General features: G+C 72.4%; 14 protein-coding genes and 1 pseudogene. 8 read left to right on the forward strand and 7 right to left on the reverse strand.

The window, feature by feature from the left end; all coding sequences use genetic code 11:
* Nucleotides 1–870: 870 nt before the first annotated feature.
* The 3 genes from ACIODU_RS24525 to ACIODU_RS24535 all read right to left on the reverse strand — a co-directional run bounded on the left by ACIODU_RS24525 (nucleotide 871) and on the right by ACIODU_RS24535 (nucleotide 4113).
* Nucleotides 871–2457: a transporter gene (locus ACIODU_RS24525; RefSeq protein ID WP_356433171.1), complete on the reverse strand. Its 1587-nt coding sequence runs from the start codon at nucleotides 2455–2457 to the stop codon at nucleotides 871–873.
* Entirely contained in the window at nucleotides 2454–3332 is an 879-nt protein-coding gene (locus tag ACIODU_RS24530) for an ABC transporter ATP-binding protein (RefSeq protein ID WP_401769905.1), read from the reverse strand. Before ACIODU_RS24530 ends, ACIODU_RS24525 begins: the two co-directional genes overlap by 4 nt.
* Nucleotides 3333–3426: 94 nt before the next feature.
* Nucleotides 3427–4113: a bifunctional DNA primase/polymerase gene (locus ACIODU_RS24535; protein ID WP_401769906.1), complete on the reverse strand. Its 687-nt coding sequence runs from the start codon at nucleotides 4111–4113 to the stop codon at nucleotides 3427–3429.
* A 302-nt stretch (nucleotides 4114–4415) separates the two neighbouring features.
* Between ACIODU_RS24535 and ACIODU_RS24540 the strand changes: the two genes are divergently transcribed.
* Complete coding sequence (locus ACIODU_RS24540) at nucleotides 4416–5798, forward strand: transcriptional regulator (RefSeq protein WP_327236101.1); 1383 nt, start codon at nucleotides 4416–4418, stop codon at nucleotides 5796–5798.
* Nucleotides 5799–6042: 244 nt separating this feature from the next.
* Nucleotides 6043–7683, forward strand: coding sequence for a hypothetical protein (locus ACIODU_RS24545; RefSeq protein ID WP_401769907.1), 1641 nt, complete (start codon nucleotides 6043–6045; stop codon nucleotides 7681–7683).
* Between the two features lie 108 nt (nucleotides 7684–7791).
* Here the strand turns inward: ACIODU_RS24545 and ACIODU_RS24550 are convergent, their stop codons facing one another.
* Nucleotides 7792–9066 carry an ABC transporter substrate-binding protein gene (locus ACIODU_RS24550; protein WP_356433179.1) on the reverse strand — a complete coding sequence of 425 codons (1275 nt, stop codon included), beginning with the start codon at nucleotides 9064–9066 and terminating at the stop codon, nucleotides 7792–7794.
* Nucleotides 9067–9240: 174 nt separating this feature from the next.
* Here ACIODU_RS24550 and ACIODU_RS24555 point away from each other — a divergent pair, with 174 nt between their 5' ends.
* Both ACIODU_RS24555 and purU read left to right on the forward strand, forming a co-directional pair.
* Nucleotides 9241–9687 carry a hypothetical protein gene (locus ACIODU_RS24555; RefSeq protein ID WP_356433180.1) on the forward strand — a complete coding sequence of 149 codons (447 nt, stop codon included), beginning with the start codon at nucleotides 9241–9243 and terminating at the stop codon, nucleotides 9685–9687.
* 104 nt (nucleotides 9688–9791) lie between these two features.
* On the forward strand, nucleotides 9792–10661 hold the full coding sequence (gene purU / locus ACIODU_RS24560; RefSeq protein WP_356433182.1) for a formyltetrahydrofolate deformylase: 870 nt from the start codon (nucleotides 9792–9794) through the stop codon (nucleotides 10659–10661).
* 771 nt (nucleotides 10662–11432) lie between these two features.
* On the opposite strand, the gene ACIODU_RS24565 is transcribed toward purU, so the two are convergent.
* Together ACIODU_RS24565 and ACIODU_RS24570 are read right to left on the reverse strand one after the other, a co-directional pair.
* Nucleotides 11433–12929, reverse strand: a complete 1497-nt coding sequence (locus ACIODU_RS24565; RefSeq protein WP_401769908.1) for a zf-HC2 domain-containing protein — start codon at nucleotides 12927–12929, stop codon at nucleotides 11433–11435.
* The gene (locus tag ACIODU_RS24570; protein ID WP_356426644.1) at nucleotides 12926–13516 is read right to left on the reverse strand and encodes a sigma-70 family RNA polymerase sigma factor; all 591 of its coding nucleotides are present in this window, start codon (nucleotides 13514–13516) and stop codon (nucleotides 12926–12928) included. The genes ACIODU_RS24565 and ACIODU_RS24570 overlap by 4 nt, the downstream gene beginning before the upstream one ends.
* A gap of 326 nt (nucleotides 13517–13842) precedes the next feature.
* On the opposite strand from ACIODU_RS24570, the gene ACIODU_RS24575 reads away from it, so the two are divergent.
* The 3 genes and pseudogenes from ACIODU_RS24575 to ACIODU_RS24585 all read left to right on the forward strand — a co-directional run.
* Entirely contained in the window at nucleotides 13843–14217 is a 375-nt protein-coding gene (locus ACIODU_RS24575; RefSeq protein ID WP_356426647.1) for an STAS domain-containing protein, read from the forward strand.
* Between the two features lie 40 nt (nucleotides 14218–14257).
* Complete coding sequence (locus ACIODU_RS24580) at nucleotides 14258–14770, forward strand: EF-hand domain-containing protein (RefSeq protein ID WP_356426650.1); 513 nt, start codon at nucleotides 14258–14260, stop codon at nucleotides 14768–14770.
* 511 nt (nucleotides 14771–15281) lie between these two features.
* Nucleotides 15282–15698 (forward strand): annotated as a pseudogene (locus ACIODU_RS24585) (ATP-binding protein); the annotation flags it as partial.
* 301 nt (nucleotides 15699–15999) lie between these two features.
* Here ACIODU_RS24585 and ACIODU_RS24590 read toward each other — a convergent pair.
* On the reverse strand, nucleotides 16000–16992 hold the full coding sequence (locus ACIODU_RS24590) for a GlxA family transcriptional regulator (RefSeq protein ID WP_401769909.1): 993 nt from the start codon (nucleotides 16990–16992) through the stop codon (nucleotides 16000–16002).
* 91 nt (nucleotides 16993–17083) lie between these two features.
* On the opposite strand from ACIODU_RS24590, the gene ACIODU_RS24595 reads away from it, so the two are divergent.
* On the forward strand, nucleotides 17084–18361 hold the full coding sequence (locus ACIODU_RS24595) for an MFS transporter (protein WP_401769910.1): 1278 nt from the start codon (nucleotides 17084–17086) through the stop codon (nucleotides 18359–18361).
* Nucleotides 18362–18380: the final 19 nt, after the last annotated feature.

Raw genomic sequence — 18380 nt, forward strand, 5'->3', positions numbered from 1 at the left:
TCGTGTCCTGCACTGCATGTTTTACGTCGCGTGCGCGCCCTTGTTTTGTTTGACGGTAGCCATGCGACACAAAACACGCTTTACGTTCCGGACACAACCCCTGCCCGTCCCCCTTCCAGGCCCGCGTCACTACCCGGCCCGCTCCGGGGCGGGGCGGGAGGCAGTTGGAGCCCGCACCGGGGCATTTCAAGCCGGTCCGGCGATTGAGGACATCGGTAACCCGCACCCGGCACCAACGCGGAGGCCACAGTCCAACCCGCCCCGACGCACCTCCAGCCCGCCCGGACGCCCCCTCAAGCCCGTCCGGCGATTGAGGACATCATTGACCCGCACCCATCACCGGCACGGAGACCAGCCCGTCCCGACGCACCCCCGGCCCGCCAGGACGCCCCTCTCCAACCCGTCCGGACGCACCCCTAGCCCCGTCCGGCGCTTGAGGACATCCGTAACCCGCACCGGCGCATCGCGCAGGGGCACCATCCAGCCCGTCCGGCGTTTGAGGACATAAGTGAGCCGCGCTCGCGCGGCGGGCCGCGGGGACTCCGGGGCGGGCGGGGTCGTTCAGTTCACCCTCGGCGTGAGGGGGGTGGGGTCGGAGGAGGTGCGTGTGGCCGGACGTAAAGCGTGTTTTGTGGCGCATGGCTACCGTTAAGAAAGCGAGTTCGTGCACGCGCCGTAAAACATGCAGTCCGGACATACGTACCTCCGGAGGCCCCGCCCCCCGTCACCACGACAAACCCAGCCCGTCCGGCGATTGAGGACATCAGTAAGCCGCGCCCACCGCCGACAGGCAGACGCCCGTCCGGCGCTTGAGGACAAAGAAGGAAGCCGCGCCCACCACCAGGGCGCAGACGTCCCTCCGGTCAGGCGTCAGCCCTTGCTTACCGCTGACAGGATCTCCGGCAGGCGCCGGGACGTCTGGGGGGCCGCCACCCGCAGGCCCGCCTCCGCCACGAGGCACCCGTACGCCACGCCCAGGGGCAGCAGGAGCCACGCCGAGGCAGACGCGTTCAGCCAGAGCGTCACCGCCACCACCGGCGCGCACACCGCCCCCGCCACCACCACGACCCCCAGCATCGACAGCCACGCCAACCCCGCCTGGCCAGGCGCCACGTTCTTGTAGCCGCTGTCCTGCGGAATGGAGTACGCCAGCCGCGCAGACGTCACCGCCCCCGTCGCCAGCAACGCCCCCAACGCCGCGAAGGCGAGGCCGAGCGCCTCGGGCAGCGCCCCCCAGTCGCCCAGGACCGCCGCCGTCAGCACGACGACCAGGACCGAGTACGGCACCGAGACCAGGAGCAACGCCACCGCCCGCGCCCGCAGTTCGAGATACGCGTCGCGCGGCGACGAAATCGTCAGGGCCACCATCCAGAACGCGGAGGTGTCCTGCCCGAACTGGTTGCTCATCTGCACCCCGATCATCCCCACCGCGAACAGCGACAGATAGATCGACCCGCTCCCCTGCACCGCGTTGAGGATCGGCACGATCAGCCCCACCGCCAGCGACGTCACCCAGCCCGCCTTCGTCTTCGGGTCGCGCCACGCGTACCGCAGGCTGCGTACGATCACCGCCCCGGTGCGCCCCTCCAGCAGCCGGAGCGAGGACAGCCGGGACCGCGAACCCTTCCGCGCCGGCTCCGCCGCCGACAGCGTGGAGCCGTCCGGCGCCGTCATCAGCTTCACCAGCGACCGCTGCCAGGCGTAGAGGAGGGCGCCCAACGCGGCCAAGGACAGGAGCAGTTGGAGCGCCGCGCTCCCGTACGCGCCGTCACTCGCCGAGTCCACCGCCCCCAGCGCCGACGCCGGCGGCAGCCACCGTACGACGTCCGCCGCCGGCGTCAGCTCCGCGAGGCCGCCCGCGTCGCCGAGCCGCTGCGCGCCGAAGCTGACGAACTGCGCGCCCACCGCGATCACCAGCCCGCTCAGGACCGCGAGGTCGCGGCCCTTGCGCGAGGTCAGCAGCCGGATGTTCGCCGTCGCGACCGCCCGCGCCAGCGCCACGTACACGAGCAGCGTCAGGGGTACGGCGACCACCGCCGCGACCACCCCCGCCGCGCCCCGCGCCGACGCCACCACCGAGCCGACCAGCAGGCACAGCGCGAACAGCGGCCCGATGCCGACCAGCGACGCCACGAGCAGCGCGCCGATCAGCGGGCGCGGGCGCAGCGGCAGCATCACCAGCTTGGTCGGGTCGAGGGTCTCGTCGCCGCCGGGGAAGAACAGCGGCATCACCGCCCAGCCCACCGCCAGCACGGCGGCCAACAGCACGGTCACGGTGGCCGCGTGGGCGTTCCCGCGCAGCAGGACGAGGCCGAGGAGCTGGAGCGCCGCGAAGAGCAGGGTGATGACGAGCGAGGTGATGTACACGGCCTTGCGGCCGGACGACTGGCGCAGCCCGTTGCGCAGGAGGGAGAGCTTCAGCCGTACGAAGAGCGGGGTCAGCGCGGCCGTGTTCACCGGGCCCCGCCCAGCCAGTCCAGGGTCTCCCCGGTCCCGCGCCCGTGCGCGCCGACCAGTTCGAGGAAGGCGCTCTGGAGGGACGGCGCGTCGCCCCGTACCTCCGCGAGCGTCCCCTGGGCCCGGATGCGGCCGCCCGCCATCACGGCGACCCAGTCGCACAGCGACTCCACGAGCTCCATCACGTGGCTGGAGAAGACGACGGTCGCGCCCGACTCGGTGTAGCGCTCCAGCACGGTCCGTACCGTCTGCGCGGAGACGGGGTCGACGCCCTCGAACGGCTCGTCCAGGAACAGGACTTCGGGGTTGTGGAGGAGCGCGGCGGCGAGCCCGATCTTCTTCCGCATGCCCGTCGAGTAGTCCACGACGAGCTTGTGCTGCGCGCCGGCCAGGTCCAGTACGTCGAGGAGCTGGGTGGCCCGCTGGTCGACCTCGGCGCCGGGCAGCCCCCGCAGCCGCCCGGTGTAGCCGAGGAGTTCACGCCCGGAGAGCCGTTCGAAGAGCCGCAGGCCCTCGGGCAGTACGCCGATGCGGGCCTTGACCGCCACCGGGTCGCCCCACACGTCGTGCCCGGCGACCCGGACCCGTCCCTGGTCGGGCCGGAGCAGGCCGGTGACCATGGAGAGGGTGGTGGTCTTGCCGGCGCCGTTCGGCCCGACCAGTCCGATGAACCTGCCCGCGGGCAGGGAGAGATCGATGCCCGCGACGGCGATCTGCTCGCCGAAGCGCTTCCACAGGCCCTCGACCTGGACGGCGGGCGGTGCCGTCTCCGCGGCGGGCGGTGCCGCCCCCGCGACGGGCGGGGCTGTTCCTATGTCCGCCGGGGGGCCCGCTGTCGCGGACGTCCTGCCCGGTCCGTGCTGTTCTTCCGGCATGGAGCACTACCTCTCGGTCTCCCCGTGCCGGTTCCCGTACCGACCGGGACGACCACCCTACGTACGCCCGTCGGTTGTGTCTGCCCGGACGTGATCAGCGCTTGCGCGCCCGTTCCGCCGCCGCGTCCCGTCCGCACGCGTACGCCAGCGGGCTGATCAGCTCGTCGGCGTCCGGCAGCCAGCGGTTGGCCGGGGTGGGGCGGCGGGCCCACTGCACCGCGCCGCGGCCGCCGAGGCGGGTCGGCGGCGCCGCCACGTACCCGCCCTCGCCGTGCGTGACCAGGTCGATCGCGGCGGGCACCCAACCCAGCCCCGTCACGAGGCCGTCCACCTTGAGGGCCGCGCCCGGCAGGACGAAGAACAGCAGCCGCCGGTCCGGGGTCCAGGTCACGGGACCGAGCGTCAGGCGCATCCGCTCCATCCTGGCGAGCGCCAGGAATCCCGCCGACTCCGGTACGTCCAGGGCGTCGAAGGTACGTCCCGTCGGCAGCAGGACGGCGGCCCGGGGCCGCTCCGACCACAGCCTGCGCGCCGCCGGCGCACTGCCCGTGACCTTCTGCGCCCAGTCGGGTCCCGTCGCGTGCGCCCCCGGCGAGGCACAGGCCGGGTCGCCGCACGAGCAACGCTCCGTGCCCGCCTCCGGCTCCAGCCAGGTGCCGGGGAACACGTCCCAGTGCCGTTCTTCCGTGTACCGCACCGCGCAGTCCAGCGGCGGTTCGCCACGCTGAGGGGGGATCTGGGCCGCGCCCGTGACGCCGAGGGTGTCTTCCACGCAGAGCACAACTCCCGCCGTCACCTCCGGTTACGGGCGTACCGCGCGCCGACCCGCATGTGGGGCGCATGGATGCATGGACGGGGGCGCGCGGGCCCGCGGAGGCCGGTTGGCGGGTACGCACCGTCCGTGGTCGGGCACGATGGGACAGGTGCGGCCCACATCGGAGCAAGTACACCCGCATGGCCAAAACACGCCATGTTTCGCGTGGTTCCTCGAAATATCGCCGATTCAGCCCAAGCCACGCATTCTCTGCATTTCTGCCGGGCAGTGATCAGTGAGCTGATCACTGCGGCCACAGGGGGTATCCATTGGCAGCCAGGCCTCTCGTCGCGCGCCAGCCGAACGAACGGCTCCAAGCACTCATCCAGGAAGCCGGGTGCTCCAACGCCGGGCTCGCCCGGCGGGTCAACATGGTCGGGGCCGAGCGCGGCCTCGACCTGCGCTACGACAAGACATCGGTGGCGCGGTGGCTGCGCGGGCAGCAGCCGCGCGGCCGGGCGCCCGGCGTCATCGCCGAGGCGCTGGGCCGGAAGCTGAACCGCACGGTCACCATCGACGAGACGGGGATGGCCAACGGCAAGAACCTCGCGTCGGGCGTCGGCCTCCAGTTCGCCCCGACCGTCGTCGGCGCGGTCGAGCAGGTCTGCGAGTTGTGGCGCAGCGACGTCGGGCGCCGCGACTTCCTGTCCGGGTCGGCGGTCGCGTCGTCCGCACTGGTCGAGCCGAGCAGGGACTGGCTGATCACGGGCGCGGACCCGGCGGTCGCGCGGAACACCGGCGCGCGGGTGGGGGATTCGGACGTCGAGGCGGTCCGGGCCATGACCGTGGCCCTGATCGACCTGGACCACCGCTTCGGCAGCGGCCACGTCCGCCCGGTCCTGGTCCACTACCTGAACAGCGTGGTGTCGGGCCTGCTGTCGGGCTCGTACCGCGAATCGGTCGGCCGCCGGCTCTTCGCCGCCGTCTCCCGGCTGACGGAGCTGGCCGGGTACATGGCGGTCGACACGGGCCAGCCCGGCCTCGCCCAGCGCTACTACATCCAGGCGCTGCGGCTCGCGCAGGCGTCGGGGGACCGGGGGTACGGAGGGTACGTACTGGCCGCGTCCATGAGTCATCTGGCCGCGCAGCTCGGGAATCCGCGGGAGATCGCCCAGTTGGCGCGAGCCGCGCAGGAAGGGGCGCGCGGACAGGTCCCGCCGCGCGCGCAGGCCATGTTCTACGCGGCGGAGGCGCGGGGGCACGCGCTCATGGGCGACCTGCGCCAGTGCCAGGAGGTCGCGGGCCGGGCGCTCGCGGCGCTGGAGCAGGCGGAGGACGGTTCGGGTGACGACCCCGAGTGGATCGCGCACTTCGACCACGCCTATCTCGCCGACGAGTTGGCGCACTGCTACCGCGACCTGGGCCGGCCCGACGCCGCGGCCCGGCACGCCGGGGACTCGATCGACGGGCATCCCGAGTCCCGGGCGCGCCGGCGGGCGATCGGCATGGTCCTGCTCGCCACGGCGCAGGTCCAGCAGCGGGAGGTCGAGGAGGCGTGCCGGACGGGCACCCGCGCGATCGAGCTGATGGGGACGCTGCGTTCCAGCCGGGGCGCGGAGTATCTGGACGATCTCCAGCAGCGGCTGGAGCCGTACGGGAGCGAGCCGTCCGTCCGGGAGTTCACGGCCCGGCTGGAGATCCAGGCGGCGTGAGCGCGGGCGGGGGCACGGGGGAGTGGGGGAGCAGGGTGGGGGTAGAAGGGGGCGAAGGTCCGTTGGTGTGAGGGTGTGGTGCATATCAAGTCACCGGCAGAACGGGTGAATTCGGTCGCTACAGCCGTGTCCTGGCGGGCCGGAACGGGAGCGGATCCACGTGCGTGGCAGAGCCCGTGATTCACCCGGTAGCGTGAACCGACGATTTCCGTAGGTCCACACGTTCCACGACGTAGGAGTCCCGGTGACGCACAGCGGACAAGGGGACGAGCGGGAGTACCCGGCCGCTCGCCCCGCGCACGAAGGCGTCGTGCTGCCCGGCGACGGCAGCGAGCCCTGGATCCCGCCCAGCGTCGCGGGGGAGCAGGTCGCCCCGGCGGGCGGCCAGCCGTGGGGGCAGCCCTGGGGGCCGCAGGACGGCGGCGGACGGCCCGGGACGGAGCCGGGGTACGGCGAGGGCGGCTACGGCGCCCAGCAGCCGCCGGAGGCCCCGCAGCAGGCCGCCCAGCAGCCGTACCAGCAGTACGGACAGGACCAGGGGCAGCCGCAGGGGTACGGGCAGGGCCAGGGATACGGACCGCAGGACCCGGGAGCGGGTCCGGGGCAGGGATACGGCCGGCCGGGCCAGCCGTACGGGCAGGATCAGCAGCAGCCGTACGGCCAGGGCCAGGGCCACGGCCACCAGAGCCCGCAGGGCCACCAGCCCCCGCAGGACCAGCAGTACGGCCAGAGTTACGGGCAGGGCCAGTCCTACGACCACGCCCAGCAGTACGGACAGCCGCTCCCCGCCGAGGCGTCCGCCGCCGGAAACGCCGACGCCACCCAGTTCATCCCGCCCGTGCCCACCGCGGGCAGCGCGGACGCCACCCAGTTCATCGCACCGGTCCCGCAGGGCCCCGGCCCGCTGCCCCCGGATCGTTCGTCGGACGCGACGCAGTTCATCGCGCCCGTCCCGTCACACGGCTCGGATGCGGACGCCACGCAGTTCATCGCCCCCGTGCCCGCGCAGGACCCGTCGTACGCGGTCCGCCCCGGCGAGCCCGGCGACCGTCCGCCGCCCGCCGAGTTCGACAACCTCTTCCGTACGGACGACGGCTCGGGCGCCAACTCCACCCAGCAGATGCCCGCGGTCGACATGAGCCAGGGCCGTCCCCCGCAGGGCCAGGGCCGCCCGCCGCAGGGGCGCGCGCCCCAGCCGTACGGTCAGCAGCCCCCCTCGCCCCCCTACGAGCCCCCGCCGGGGCGCGACACGGGCGGCCGCAAGTCGCGCGTCCCGCTGATCGCCGCGGTGGTCGTCGGCTGCGCGGTGCTCGGGCTGGGCGCGGGCGCGCTGATGAGCGGCGGGGACGACAGCCCGCGGGACACCGGGAAGAACGTGGCGTCGGAGAGCACCGCCGCCTCCCAGCCCGCCACGCAGGACGCGGCCGACCCGGTGAAGGCGCAGGCCGAGGGGCTCGACAAGCTGCTGGGCGACAGCAACAACAGCCGCGAGACGGTGATCCGCGCGGTCAACGACATCAAGACGTGCAGCAACCTGGACCAGGCGGCGAGCGACCTGCACGACGCGGCCGAGCAGCGCAGGGACCTGGTGACCCGCCTCAAGTCCCTCCCGATCGACAAGCTGCCGGACCACCAGGAGCTGGCGTCCTCGCTGACCACCGCCTGGCAGGCGTCGGCCTCGGCGGACGACCACTACGCGCAGTGGGCCCGCGAGGCCGGGACGGGCAAGGGCTGCAAGCAGGGGAGGGCCCGCACCACCCGGGAAGCGGCCAAGGGCAACCGGGCGAGCGGCGAGGCCACGGCGGCCAAGAACAAGGCCTCGGGCCTGTGGAACGGCATCGCGAGCAAGTACGACCTCTCGCAGCGGGACTCGACCCAGCTGTAGCGAAGGGGCCCCGGGGGCCGCGGCCCCCGGGGCCCCTCGTCGGCCGCAGCCCCCCCCGGGCCTCGTCGCCCAACCCGGCCGGGGCCCCTTCTCTCCCGCGCGCTACGGCTACGACCCGAGCGTCTTGCCCACGTCCACGAAGCCCTTGCGCTCCGCGATCAGCCGGCCGTCCCGTACCACCTGGAACGTGACGTCCCGGTTCACGATCCGCGGGAAGCCCGGCGCGCCCAGCATGTCCTCGTACCGCCACCGCAGCGGCGGGGTGAGGCCGCCGGTGTCCACCTTGACGCCCCGGTCCAGCGCGTTCGTGATCTTTCCGGGGGTGATCACGTCCTCGTGGATGGACTCGACGACCGTCTTGAGCGCCGTGTACGCGATCCACGTGGTCTGCACCCCGGGGTCCGCCGGGTCTATCGCGTCGTCCTGGAAGGCGTGCTTCTCGATCACGTCCCGCATCGGCTTCCACGCCGGGTCCGTCGCCACCGGGTACCAGCCGGTGAGGAGCGCCCCCTCGAAGGGGCCGTTCTTGCCGCCCGTACTGTCGATGAGGGGCTGCCCGACGCTGCCGAGCACCGAGGAGACCCGGACGTTCCTGCCGTCGTCGGGCACCCGGCGGTACGAGTCGAAGAACGTCTCCGTCTTCTCGCCCAGCACCGCCGTCACGCACCCGCCGTCCCCCGCGCGCTCGCGCGCCTGCTCGGCCGGCTTCGTGTAGTCCGTCGCGTCCTCGGCCGCGCGTATGTCCGCCGCCGAGGACCTGCGCCCGTGCGCCAGACCGGAGTCGAGGAGGTCGGGCAGGTCGTCGCCGGTGATCGTGTCGGGCCGTACGAGCGCGGTGTGGTCGCAGTCGGGGGCGAGTTGCTGCCCGTTGCCCGCGAGGAGGGTCGCCTGGCCGCCGTTCACCGGGTACGAGAGGAAGCTGGTGAACTCCTCCTCGGACATGCCGTACCCGCCGATGAACGGGATCGACGCGGCCTCCAGCGGCGCCATGATCTCCTTGCCGAACTGGCTGTACGAGCCGACCACCGCGACCGCGTCCTCCTTCACCGCCCGGCGCGCGCAGTCGGCGGCGGCCGACGAGTCGTTGCGCTCGTTGCAGGTGAGGACGCGCAGCTCGTGCCCGTCGAGACCGCCCGAGGCGTTGACCCAGCGGGCGTACGCCTTCGCCATGGCCGGCATCCCCGGCATGTTGGTGGCGTTCGTGCCGACGGGGGCGAAGGTCATGACGGTGATGGGGGCGGGCGAACCGCCCGACGTGCCGGGGATCACACCGCAGCCGGTGATCAGCGAGGCTCCCGCCACCGCCGTACACAGCGCGCGGATCCTCGCGCTCCAGTTGTTCGCTCGCGTACGGACAGAGATGGGGCGTCGCCGACCTGTCATAGGTAGAGACCCTTCCGCCTCCTGGGTAACGACGGAGTGAGGGTGCCGCAACATCCGGTGGCGACGAGGTGAATTGCGGGGGTCGGGCTCTCCGTCTCCGGACGGAACGTACGATCAACGACCGTGCAGCAAGGTTCCGAGAACTCTTCCCGTCCTGCCCGTCGCTCCCCCACCATGGGCGGCATGCCGCTCAATGACATGCCGTGGTGGCGCTGGCGCACCAATGTGCGCTCGGCGCTGCACATGCTTTCCGATCCCGTCTTCCACCAGGAGTACTGGCTGCCGGGCCGGGAGGGTTTCGGTGACGTCACCGACGCCGTCTACCGGCTGGTCGAGGACACCTGGCTGGACAACTGGTCCGCCGAGAAATACGTCGGCACCATATTCCGCGACTCCGGAGAGGCCGCGCTGGTCGATCTCGCCGTGCTGCGGGTGCTGCGCATCATGCACCAGGTGGGGGCGGACGCGCCCGTGTCGGCCTATCTGGAGCACCACGGGTGGCCGGAGGCGGTACGGGCGGCCCGCGAGGCGCACGTACGGCTGGCGGCCGCGGACGGGGACGACCCGGACGTGCTGCCGCGCTCGCTGGACGTGCTGCGGATCATGACGCGCAGCGCGTAGGGCCGTCCGGTCGGCCCGGGGTCTTCCGCGTTCTGGTCCGCGTTCCGGTCCACGTTCTGGCGGGTACCGGCCCGTGTGCGGAGGATGTGGGATCCTCTGACGTCATGACCACCCCCTCGCGAACGCAGCAGTACGTCCTCACGCTGTCCTGCCCGGACAAGCAGGGGATCGTGCACGCCGTGTCGAGCTACCTGTTCATCACCGGCTGCAACATCGAGGACAGCCAGCAGTTCGGGGACCACGACACGGGTCTCTTCTTCATGCGGGTGCACTTCTCGGCGGAGACGCCGGTGACCACCCTGGAGAAGCTGCGGGCGAGCTTCGCGGCGGTGGGCGACGCGTTCCGGATGGACTGGGAGATCCACAACGCCGACCAGCGGATGCGGATCGTGCTGCTCGTCAGCAAGTTCGGGCACTGCCTGAACGACCTGCTCTTCCGGTCCAGGACCGGGGCGCTTCCCGTGGACATCGCCGCCGTGGTCTCCAACCACACCGACTTCGCCGAACTGGTCGCCTCGTACGACATCCCCTTCCACCACATCCCGGTGACCGCGGACACCAAGGCGCGGGCGGAGGCGGAGCTGCTGGAGCTGGTGCGTGCGGAGGAGGTGGAGCTGGTGGTGCTGGCGCGCTACATGCAGGTCATCTCGGACGACCTCTGCAAGCAGCTGAACGGCCGGATCATCAACATCCACCACTCCTTCCTGCCGAGCTTCAAGGGCGCGAAGCCGTACCACCAGGCGCACGCGCGCGGCGTGAAACTGATCGGCGCGACCGCGCACTACGTGACGGCGGAGCTGGACGAGGGGCCGATCATCGAGCAGGAGGTCGAGCGGGTGGGGCACGGGGTGACGCCGGAGCAGCTCGTGGCGATCGGCCGCGATGTGGAGTGTCAGGCGTTGGCGCGGGCGGTGAAGTGGCATGCGGAGCACCGAATCCTGCTGAACGGTCACCGAACGGTGGTCTTCGCCTGAGCGGCCGCCTGGTGGTGGGCGCGGCTTCCTTCTTTGTCCTCAAGCGCCGGACGGGCTCTGTTTGTGGCGTCTGCCCGGTGCGGGGGCGCGGCTTACTGATGTCCTCAATCGCCGGACGGGCTTGATTTTGCCCGCTGCGGGCCGGTGCCCCGGGTGCGGCTTGTCGCCGGGGGCCGGTCAGGGGTCGTGTCCTGCACTGCATGTTTTACGTCGCGTGCGCGCCCTTGTTTTGTTTGACGGTAGCCATGCGACACAAAACACGCTTTACGTTCCGGACACGACCCCTGCCCGTCCCCCTTCCAGGCCCGCGCCAAAACAACCCCGGCCCACCCCGGCTTTTAAGCCCGTCCGGCGATTGAGGACATCGGTAACCCGCACCCGTCAACGGGCACCAAGACCCAGCCCGCCCGGACGCACCCCAGCCCGTCCGGCGTTTGAGGACATCAGTGAGCCGCGCCCGCGCGGCGGGCCGCGGGGACTCCGGGGCGGGCGGGGTCGTTCAGTTCACCCTCGGCGTGAGGGGGGTGGGGTCGGAGGAGGTGCGTGTGGCCGGACGTAAAGCGTGTTTTGTGGCGCATGGCTACCGTTACGCAAGACAAGGGCTCGCACGCGCCGTAAAACATGCAGTCCGGACATACGTGCCTCCGGAGGCCCCGCCCCCCGTCACCACGACAAACCCAAGCCCGTCCGGCGATTGAGGACATCAGTAGGGCGCGCCCACCACCGGGCCGCAGAAGCCCGTCCGGCGATTGAGGACAAAGGGCGCCGACGCTACAGGCGACTCATCGCGGCCGCCGCAAGCAGCACGTCCCTGATCGCCTCGCGATCACCGTCCTGCCCCGCCGCCGCGTCCTCCGGCGAAACGTGCCCCGCCACGACCTGGCAGAACTCCACGCCGTCCAGCGCGATCTGCGCCACCGCCAACTCGGGCGAGCCGACCGCCGCCGGGGAGTCGAGCGGGATGTACCAGTCGCCCCCGCCCGGCCCCTCCACCTCCAGGTGCAGCGAACGGCCCGGAGCGCCCGGCATCACCAACCCCCGCGCGGGAGACGCGAGACCGCCCCGCCGGCGGGCGGCGAGGGCGGCGGGCAGCAGCCGGGCCGCCAGGTCGACCATCCGGTGCAGATGGGGGCCGGAGGGCGGGTCGTACGGATAGTGCACGGCCTCCGCGATGTCCCCGCCGTGCACCCAGCACTCGAAGGCGCGGTCGAGCAGCGCGTCCCGCAGCGGCAGCGCGAAGTCCCCGTAGGACACGGACAGTTCGGCGGCCCCGCGGCCGGCGAAGGACACCGTGCGGATCAGGGTGTGGCTCTGCTCGCGCCAGGGCCCGCGGACGGTACGCGCGGCCGGGAACGCGGAGTCCCGCCAGAAGCGCGCCGTCCGGTCCGCCGGCGCCACGGGCACGGGCGCGCCGAGCGATTCGCCGAGCGGCGCCGCGAGCGGGTCGTCCAGGCCGAGGGCGGCGGACACCAGGCCGTCCACGGCCATCAGATGGCCGATGACCCCGGCGACGGTCGTCTTCCGCGACGCGGCCCGCTCGTCCTGGAACCACTTGAGCGTCACCGGCGCACGCCACTCGTCGTCGCCGAAGTCCCGCAGCAGCGCGTCGAGCCGCGCGGTCTCGGCGTCGTACGAAGCCGCCCAGCCGGGCACGGGGATCCGGGCGGGGCGGCGGCCGAGGCAGTTCTCCAGCACCCGGGAGCGGAGCATCGGGTCGAGATCCAGGCTGCGGTCGTCCTGGAGCAGGCCGACGGCGTCTCTCAGCCGCAGCGCCTCGTCGGCGCAGGGGGCGCATTCGGTGAGGTGCGCCTCGACCAGGTCGGTCTCCTCGGCCGAGCACGCGGACAGCGCCCAGGCGCCGAGGAGCGACTTGAGCACCTGGTGCGACAGCCCCTTGTGCCGTTTGCCGCCCCGGTCGGGCGGGGACGCGTCGGCGGGCTCCGACACCTCCGGGTTCGCGGGCAGGGCGAGCAGGGCCGACGGATCAGGCAGATCAGGCAGATCAGGTAGATCTGGTAGATCAGGTGGATCGGGCAGATCTGGCAGGTCGGGAGGCGTGGGCTCGGCGGGCATGACGGGATCCGCAGGCGCGACGGGCGCGTCAGGCGCGACGGGCTCGGCCGGCGCGACAGGTCGCTCCGGCCCGGTCGGCCGGGTCATCGGGCCCGGCTCCAGGTCGTCGGGGGCCGCGCGCGGCCCGGGCAGCCAGGGCAGGCGCCGCCGGCGGCCGCCAGGCTCGTCGGGGCCGCCGTCCAGCGGGCCGGTCACAGGGAGCGTCCGTTCCCCGGAGGCGTGAAGCCCTCCAGCGCTTGGGTGTTGGCCGTGGAGAGCAGTTGCAGCCCCAGCCGCAGCCGGCGCCGTGCCTCGTCCTCCGTGACCCCGAGGTCCGCCGCGGTCTGGCGGTAGTCCCTGCGCTGGAAATAGGCCAGCTCCAGCGCGGCCCGCAAGGACGTGGGCATCGAGCTGACTATGTAGTCGGCCCGCGCGGCGGCGGCGGCCCGGCGCACCTTGAGCTCCAGCTCCGCCAGCCCCTCCGCCGTGTCCTCCCCGGCCGCTTCGTACGCGGCGGACTCGGTCTGCCGGAGCCGTTCCACGGCCTTCTGCCGGGCCAGCCTGGCGACCCACGACCGCAGGGAGCCCTGCCGGGGGTCGTACGCCTCCGGGTTCTCCCACACGTGCCCGAAGACCTCGCGGGTGACGCGGTCCGCGTCCGCGTTGTCGTCCAGCACGCGGTGGGCGAGGCTGTGGACCAGCGACGCGAACCTGTCGTACAGCTCACCGAGCGCGGCGGCCTCGCCCCGCGAGAGCCGCTGTTGCATCCTGCGGTCCCAGCGGGGCGGTGTCTCCTTCGCCATGCGACCCCCACCCCTGTCCTCGGCCTGCCGGCCGTGCCGCTGCCTCTGCCCCGCTTCCGCTTCCTGCCGCTTCTCTTCTTCCGCTTCCGTGTCACTGTCCCCCATGACGCGGCAGCCCGCTGCCTCTTCGAATGTAGTCGGCGGGACCGACAACGCACGCCCCTTTACGTCAAGTGCGCCTCTCTTCGGCCGGGTGGGGTCGGGATCACGCCACTCTTCGCGGATCGCGTTTGCCGGAAATGAGGCGGGGAAACGCCCCAGTCCATGGGGGAGCTGGAGGGAGAGCCCCGGAATCCCCCACAAACTGAAGAGAGGGGTTCGGGCACGTGACGCTCAAGGTGGACGAGACCGAGCGGGGACCGTGGACCGTGTTCCGCATCACAGGCGAGCTGGACCTCATCACCTCCCCCGAGATCCGCCAGCGGGTCCATGACGCCGTCGCGGCGGGCCGCCACGCACTGGTGCTCGACCTCTCGCAGGTGTTCTTCTGCGATTCCAGCGGGGTCGGCGTCCTGATCGCCGCCCGCCGGCTGATCCGCTCCTGCGGGGGCAGTCTGCACCTCGTCCTGCCGGCCCGGGGCGCGGAGGAGGGATCCCATGTCAACCGGGTCCTCGCGGCCCTCGGAGTCCGGCGTCTGTTCCAGATCTACCCCGATGTGGCGAGCGCGACGGATGACCGGGTCAGGCCGGTGTCCGCCTGACCCCCCACACGACGGCGGTCCGTCGTCGTACGCTCCCGCCATGGACAGCACAGAGTACGAGGGCAAGATCGCCCGCCGGTTCGCGGCCTTCGACCAGGACGGCAACGGTTTCATCGACCGCGAGGACTTCAGCGGCGCCGCGGCGCGCCTGCTCGCCGAGTTCGGCGTGACGGCACGTTCCGACAAGGGGCAGGCGCTCTACAGCGGGGCCGAGGCGTTCTGGCAGGGCATGGCCGGGATCGCGGACGTCGACGGCGACCAGCGGGTCAGCAAGCAGGAGTTCATCACCGGCGCGGTGAAGCGGCTGCGCGACAGCCCGCAGCGGTTCGCCGAGATCGCCCGGCCGTTCCTGCACGCGGTGATCGCCGTGGCCGACGAGGACGGTGACGGCGTCACCCCGGCGGCGGCCGAGCGCGCGCTGCGTGTCCTGGGCGTCGCCCCGGACGTCGCCGTGCTGGCGGCCGCCGCTCTCGACGCGGACGGCGACGGCCGGATCCAGGAGGACGAGATCCTCACCGGCTTCGCCGCGTACTACGTCACGCCCGAGCCCTGACAGTGCCGGGGCCGGCCACCACCCGGCCCCCACCTGTGCCCGAGGGCTCCGCCGCGGGTGCCTCCGGCGCGCCCGAAAGCCCTGGCCTGAGCACGCTTTTGCGTCACCCTGTGTGGTGGGCGCCCGTGCCGCGAGGTCGATACCGGGTTGTGTCCTTACGCCGGGCCGTCACGGCCCGGAGTCGCGCGGGTGCTCCGGTACGCTCGCTCGGGTGCGAGAGGTCCTGAGGCGCGAGGGTCACGGTGTTGCCGGCACGGCGGCGCCGGAAGCCCGGATGTGCGCCGCTCGCACGCCGTCTGGGCGCCGTGCGCGCCCGTGTTCGACTCCCCGTGACGTGCGTCGCACAGTATGCACCACGCGTACTCCTTCGCGCTGGAATATGCCCGAAGCGCTTGTTGCGGTGACTGTACGTCAACCATGCTGTGTCGCAAGGGAATCACGTTCTGTGACCTTGTTGAGGACCTTGTCGACGCGCGAGGCGATGTGTCCGCCGGTTCGGATGGTGTGAGCGGTGCAGGTGCTTCTGGTTCAGTTGGAGGTTGGGCCCGATCCCGCGGAGGTGGGGCGGGCCCGTCGGTGGGCCCGGTCGAGGCTCGTGGGTTCCGGGATGGAGGACGACGAGCCGGTCGCGGAGACGCTGATCCTGCTCATCTCCGAGCTGGTGACCAATGCCGTGGTGCACACGGGCTGTCCGGCCGTGCTGCGGATGCTCTTCGGCTCGGGCGCGGCGGAGGCGGGGACGGTACGGGTCGAGGTCGCGGACTCCAGCGCCTGCCCGCCGCGCCAGCGCCACGCGACCAGCGAGGCCACCAACGGCCGCGGTCTCGAACTGGTCGACGGACTCGCCGACCGGTGGGGATGGCAGCCGGAGGGCGCGGGCAAGCGCATCTGGTGCGAGGTGGACCGGTGTACGCCGCAGTCGGCGGCGGGACCGGGAGCGGGTACGGGGACGGCGGCGGACACGGGTACGGGTACGGCTTCGGCGACACCCGAACCGCCCCGCCCGGCCCGCGCCGCCGAGGCCGCTCCGCCCCCGGCGGCCACGTCCCGGCCCCCCAGGGCGCCGGCCCCTCTCTCCCCGCCTCCCCCGTCGAAGGTCCCGGCCTCTCCGGCGCCCGCGTCCGCCTACCGGGCGTCGCGGGCCGTGACCCGTACGGCATGAGACGTACGTACGGCAGGGGTACGGCATGAGGCGTCCGGCCTGAGACGTTCGGCCGGGAGCCCCCAGGTCAGCCGGTGGGTGCCGCTCCCGCCCGGAACGTACGGCGGTAGACCGTCGGCGCGACACCCAGCGCCGACTGGAGGTGCTGGCGCATCGACTGAGCCGTGCCGAAGCCGGCGTCCCGCGCCACCTGGTCGACGGAGAGATCCGTCGACTCCAGCAGGTGCCGGGCCAGTTCGACCCGCTGCCGCACCAGCCACTGCCCCGGGCTGATCCCCGTCTCCTCACGGAAGCGGCGCGTGAACGTCCGTACGGACATGGACTGCCGTTCCGCCATGTCCCGGAGCTGGATCGGTTCGTGGAGGCGTACCAGCGCCCAGGTCCTCGCCCCTGAGGTGGAGGCCAACTGCGGCTCGGGCAGGGGCCGTTCGATGTACTGGGCCTGCCCGCCGTCCCGGTGCGGAGGTACGACCGTCCGGCGCGCCACGTCGTTGGCGACCGCCGTGCCGTGGTCGCGCCGCACGATGTGCAGGCAGAGATCGATCCCCGCGGCGACCCCGGCCGAGGTCAGGACGTCCCCGTCGTCCACGAACAGGACGTCCGCGTCCACCCTGACCCGCGGGAAGAGCCGCTGGAAGTGGGCGGCGTTGGACCAGTGGGTGGTCGCCGGGCGGCCGTCGAGGAACCCGGCCGCCGCCAGCACGAAACCGCCCGTGCAGATGGAGACCAGCCGGGTGCCCGGCCGGAGGTGGGCGAAGGCGGCGGCCAGTTCGTCGGTGAGCCGGCCCTCGTCGTAGACGGGACCCAGCTCGTACGAGGCCGGGACGACCACGGTGTCGGCGGTGGCGAGCGCCTCGGGCCCGTTCTCGACGAGGATCGAGAAGTCCGCGTCCGTACGTACGGGTCCCGGGGGCCGGACCGAGCAGGTGACGACCTCGTACAGCGGCCTGCCCCGCGCGTCGGTGGGGCGGCCGAAGATCCGGTGGGGGATGCCGAGTTCGAAGGGGAGCAGCCCTTCGAGGGCGAGTACGACGACGCGGTGGGGCGGTCGGTCCTGCATGGCGTTCTCTCCTGTCGGGTCGCTGTTCCGTGGTCCGCGTGCTGGATACCCCCTGGTGGTCCAGACCAGTTCCTTGATATCTGTCCCTTCTGTGACCCACAAGCACACCACCGCGACCCACCAGCACACAAAGGCCCAGGCTCCCCCCGAACCGTTGCCGGCCCCGCCGCGCGGCGACTCCGGGGCCGGGCTCTGGAACCGTAACTTCCGGCTCTTCTTCCTCGCCCGTACCGTGGCCCGCTTCGGCGACGGCATGGTGCCCGTCGCCCTCGCGGCGGGGCTCCTCGACACCGGGCACGGCGCCTCGGCCGTCAGCTTCGCGCTCGGCTCGTGGATGGTGTGTTTCGCCGGGTTCGTGATCGTCGGCGGCGTGCTGGCCGACCGCTTCACGCCGCGCCGGATGATGGTCCTCGCCGACGTGGTGCGGCTGGTCAGCACGGTGGTCCTGGCGGGGGCGTTCGCCTCCGGGGCGCCGCCGCTCTGCCTGGTGTACGCGCTCAGCGCCCTCAACGGCCTCGGCGCCGCCGTCTTCCAGCCCGGGGTCGCCAGCATGCTGCCGCTGATGGCGCCCGACGTGCAGCGCGGCAACGCCGTGCTGCGGGTCGCGGAGTCGGTGACCGCGATGGCGGGTCCCGCGATCGCGGGCGCGCTGGCCGGGTTCGGCGGGCCCGGCATGATCTTCGGGGTCAACGCGGCGACCTTCGGGATCAGCGGGATCTGTTTCCTCTTCATCCGGATGGACTCCATGGCGCCGGTGAAGGGGGAGTCGATGCTCTCCGAACTGGTCGGCGGCTGGCGGGAGTTCCGGGCCCGCTCCTGGCTGTGGGGGGTCATCGCGGTGTGGTCGGTGTACGGAATCACCGTGCTCGGCCCGATCACCCCGCTGGAGGCGGTGGTGGTCACCGACCGGCACAGTTCGGCGATGTACGGGCTGATGATGACGTTCAACGGCGCGGGCGAGGTGGTGGGCGCGCTGATCGCGATGCGGCTGCGGCCGGGGCGGCCGCTCTTCGCGGGGACGTTCGCGCTGTTCGGGGTGGTCCCGAACGTGCTGGTGCTGGCGTACGACGTCCCCGTACCGGTCCTCGCCGGGGGCTTCTTCGTGGGCGGGGTCTCGCTGGCGTTCTGGCTGGTGATGTGGTCGACGACCGTACAGACGCAGATCCCGAACGAGGCGCTCAACCGGCTGCACGCGTACGACGTGGCGGGCTCGCTCATCATGCTGGCGGTGGGCCGGGCGCTGGCGGGTCCGGTGGCGGAGTCGATCGGGGTACGGGACGTGCTGGTCGCGGGGGCGGTGATCAACGTGGGGGTGTGCGGGGTGCTGCTGGCGGCGCGGCCGGTGCGGGGGCTGAGGCGTGTGAAGTGACGTTTCTCCAAGTGCGGTG

Origin of the sequence: Streptomyces sp. NPDC088261 (assembly GCF_044740805.1) — a bacterium.
Taxonomy (GTDB): Bacteria; Actinomycetota; Actinomycetes; order Streptomycetales; family Streptomycetaceae; genus Streptomyces.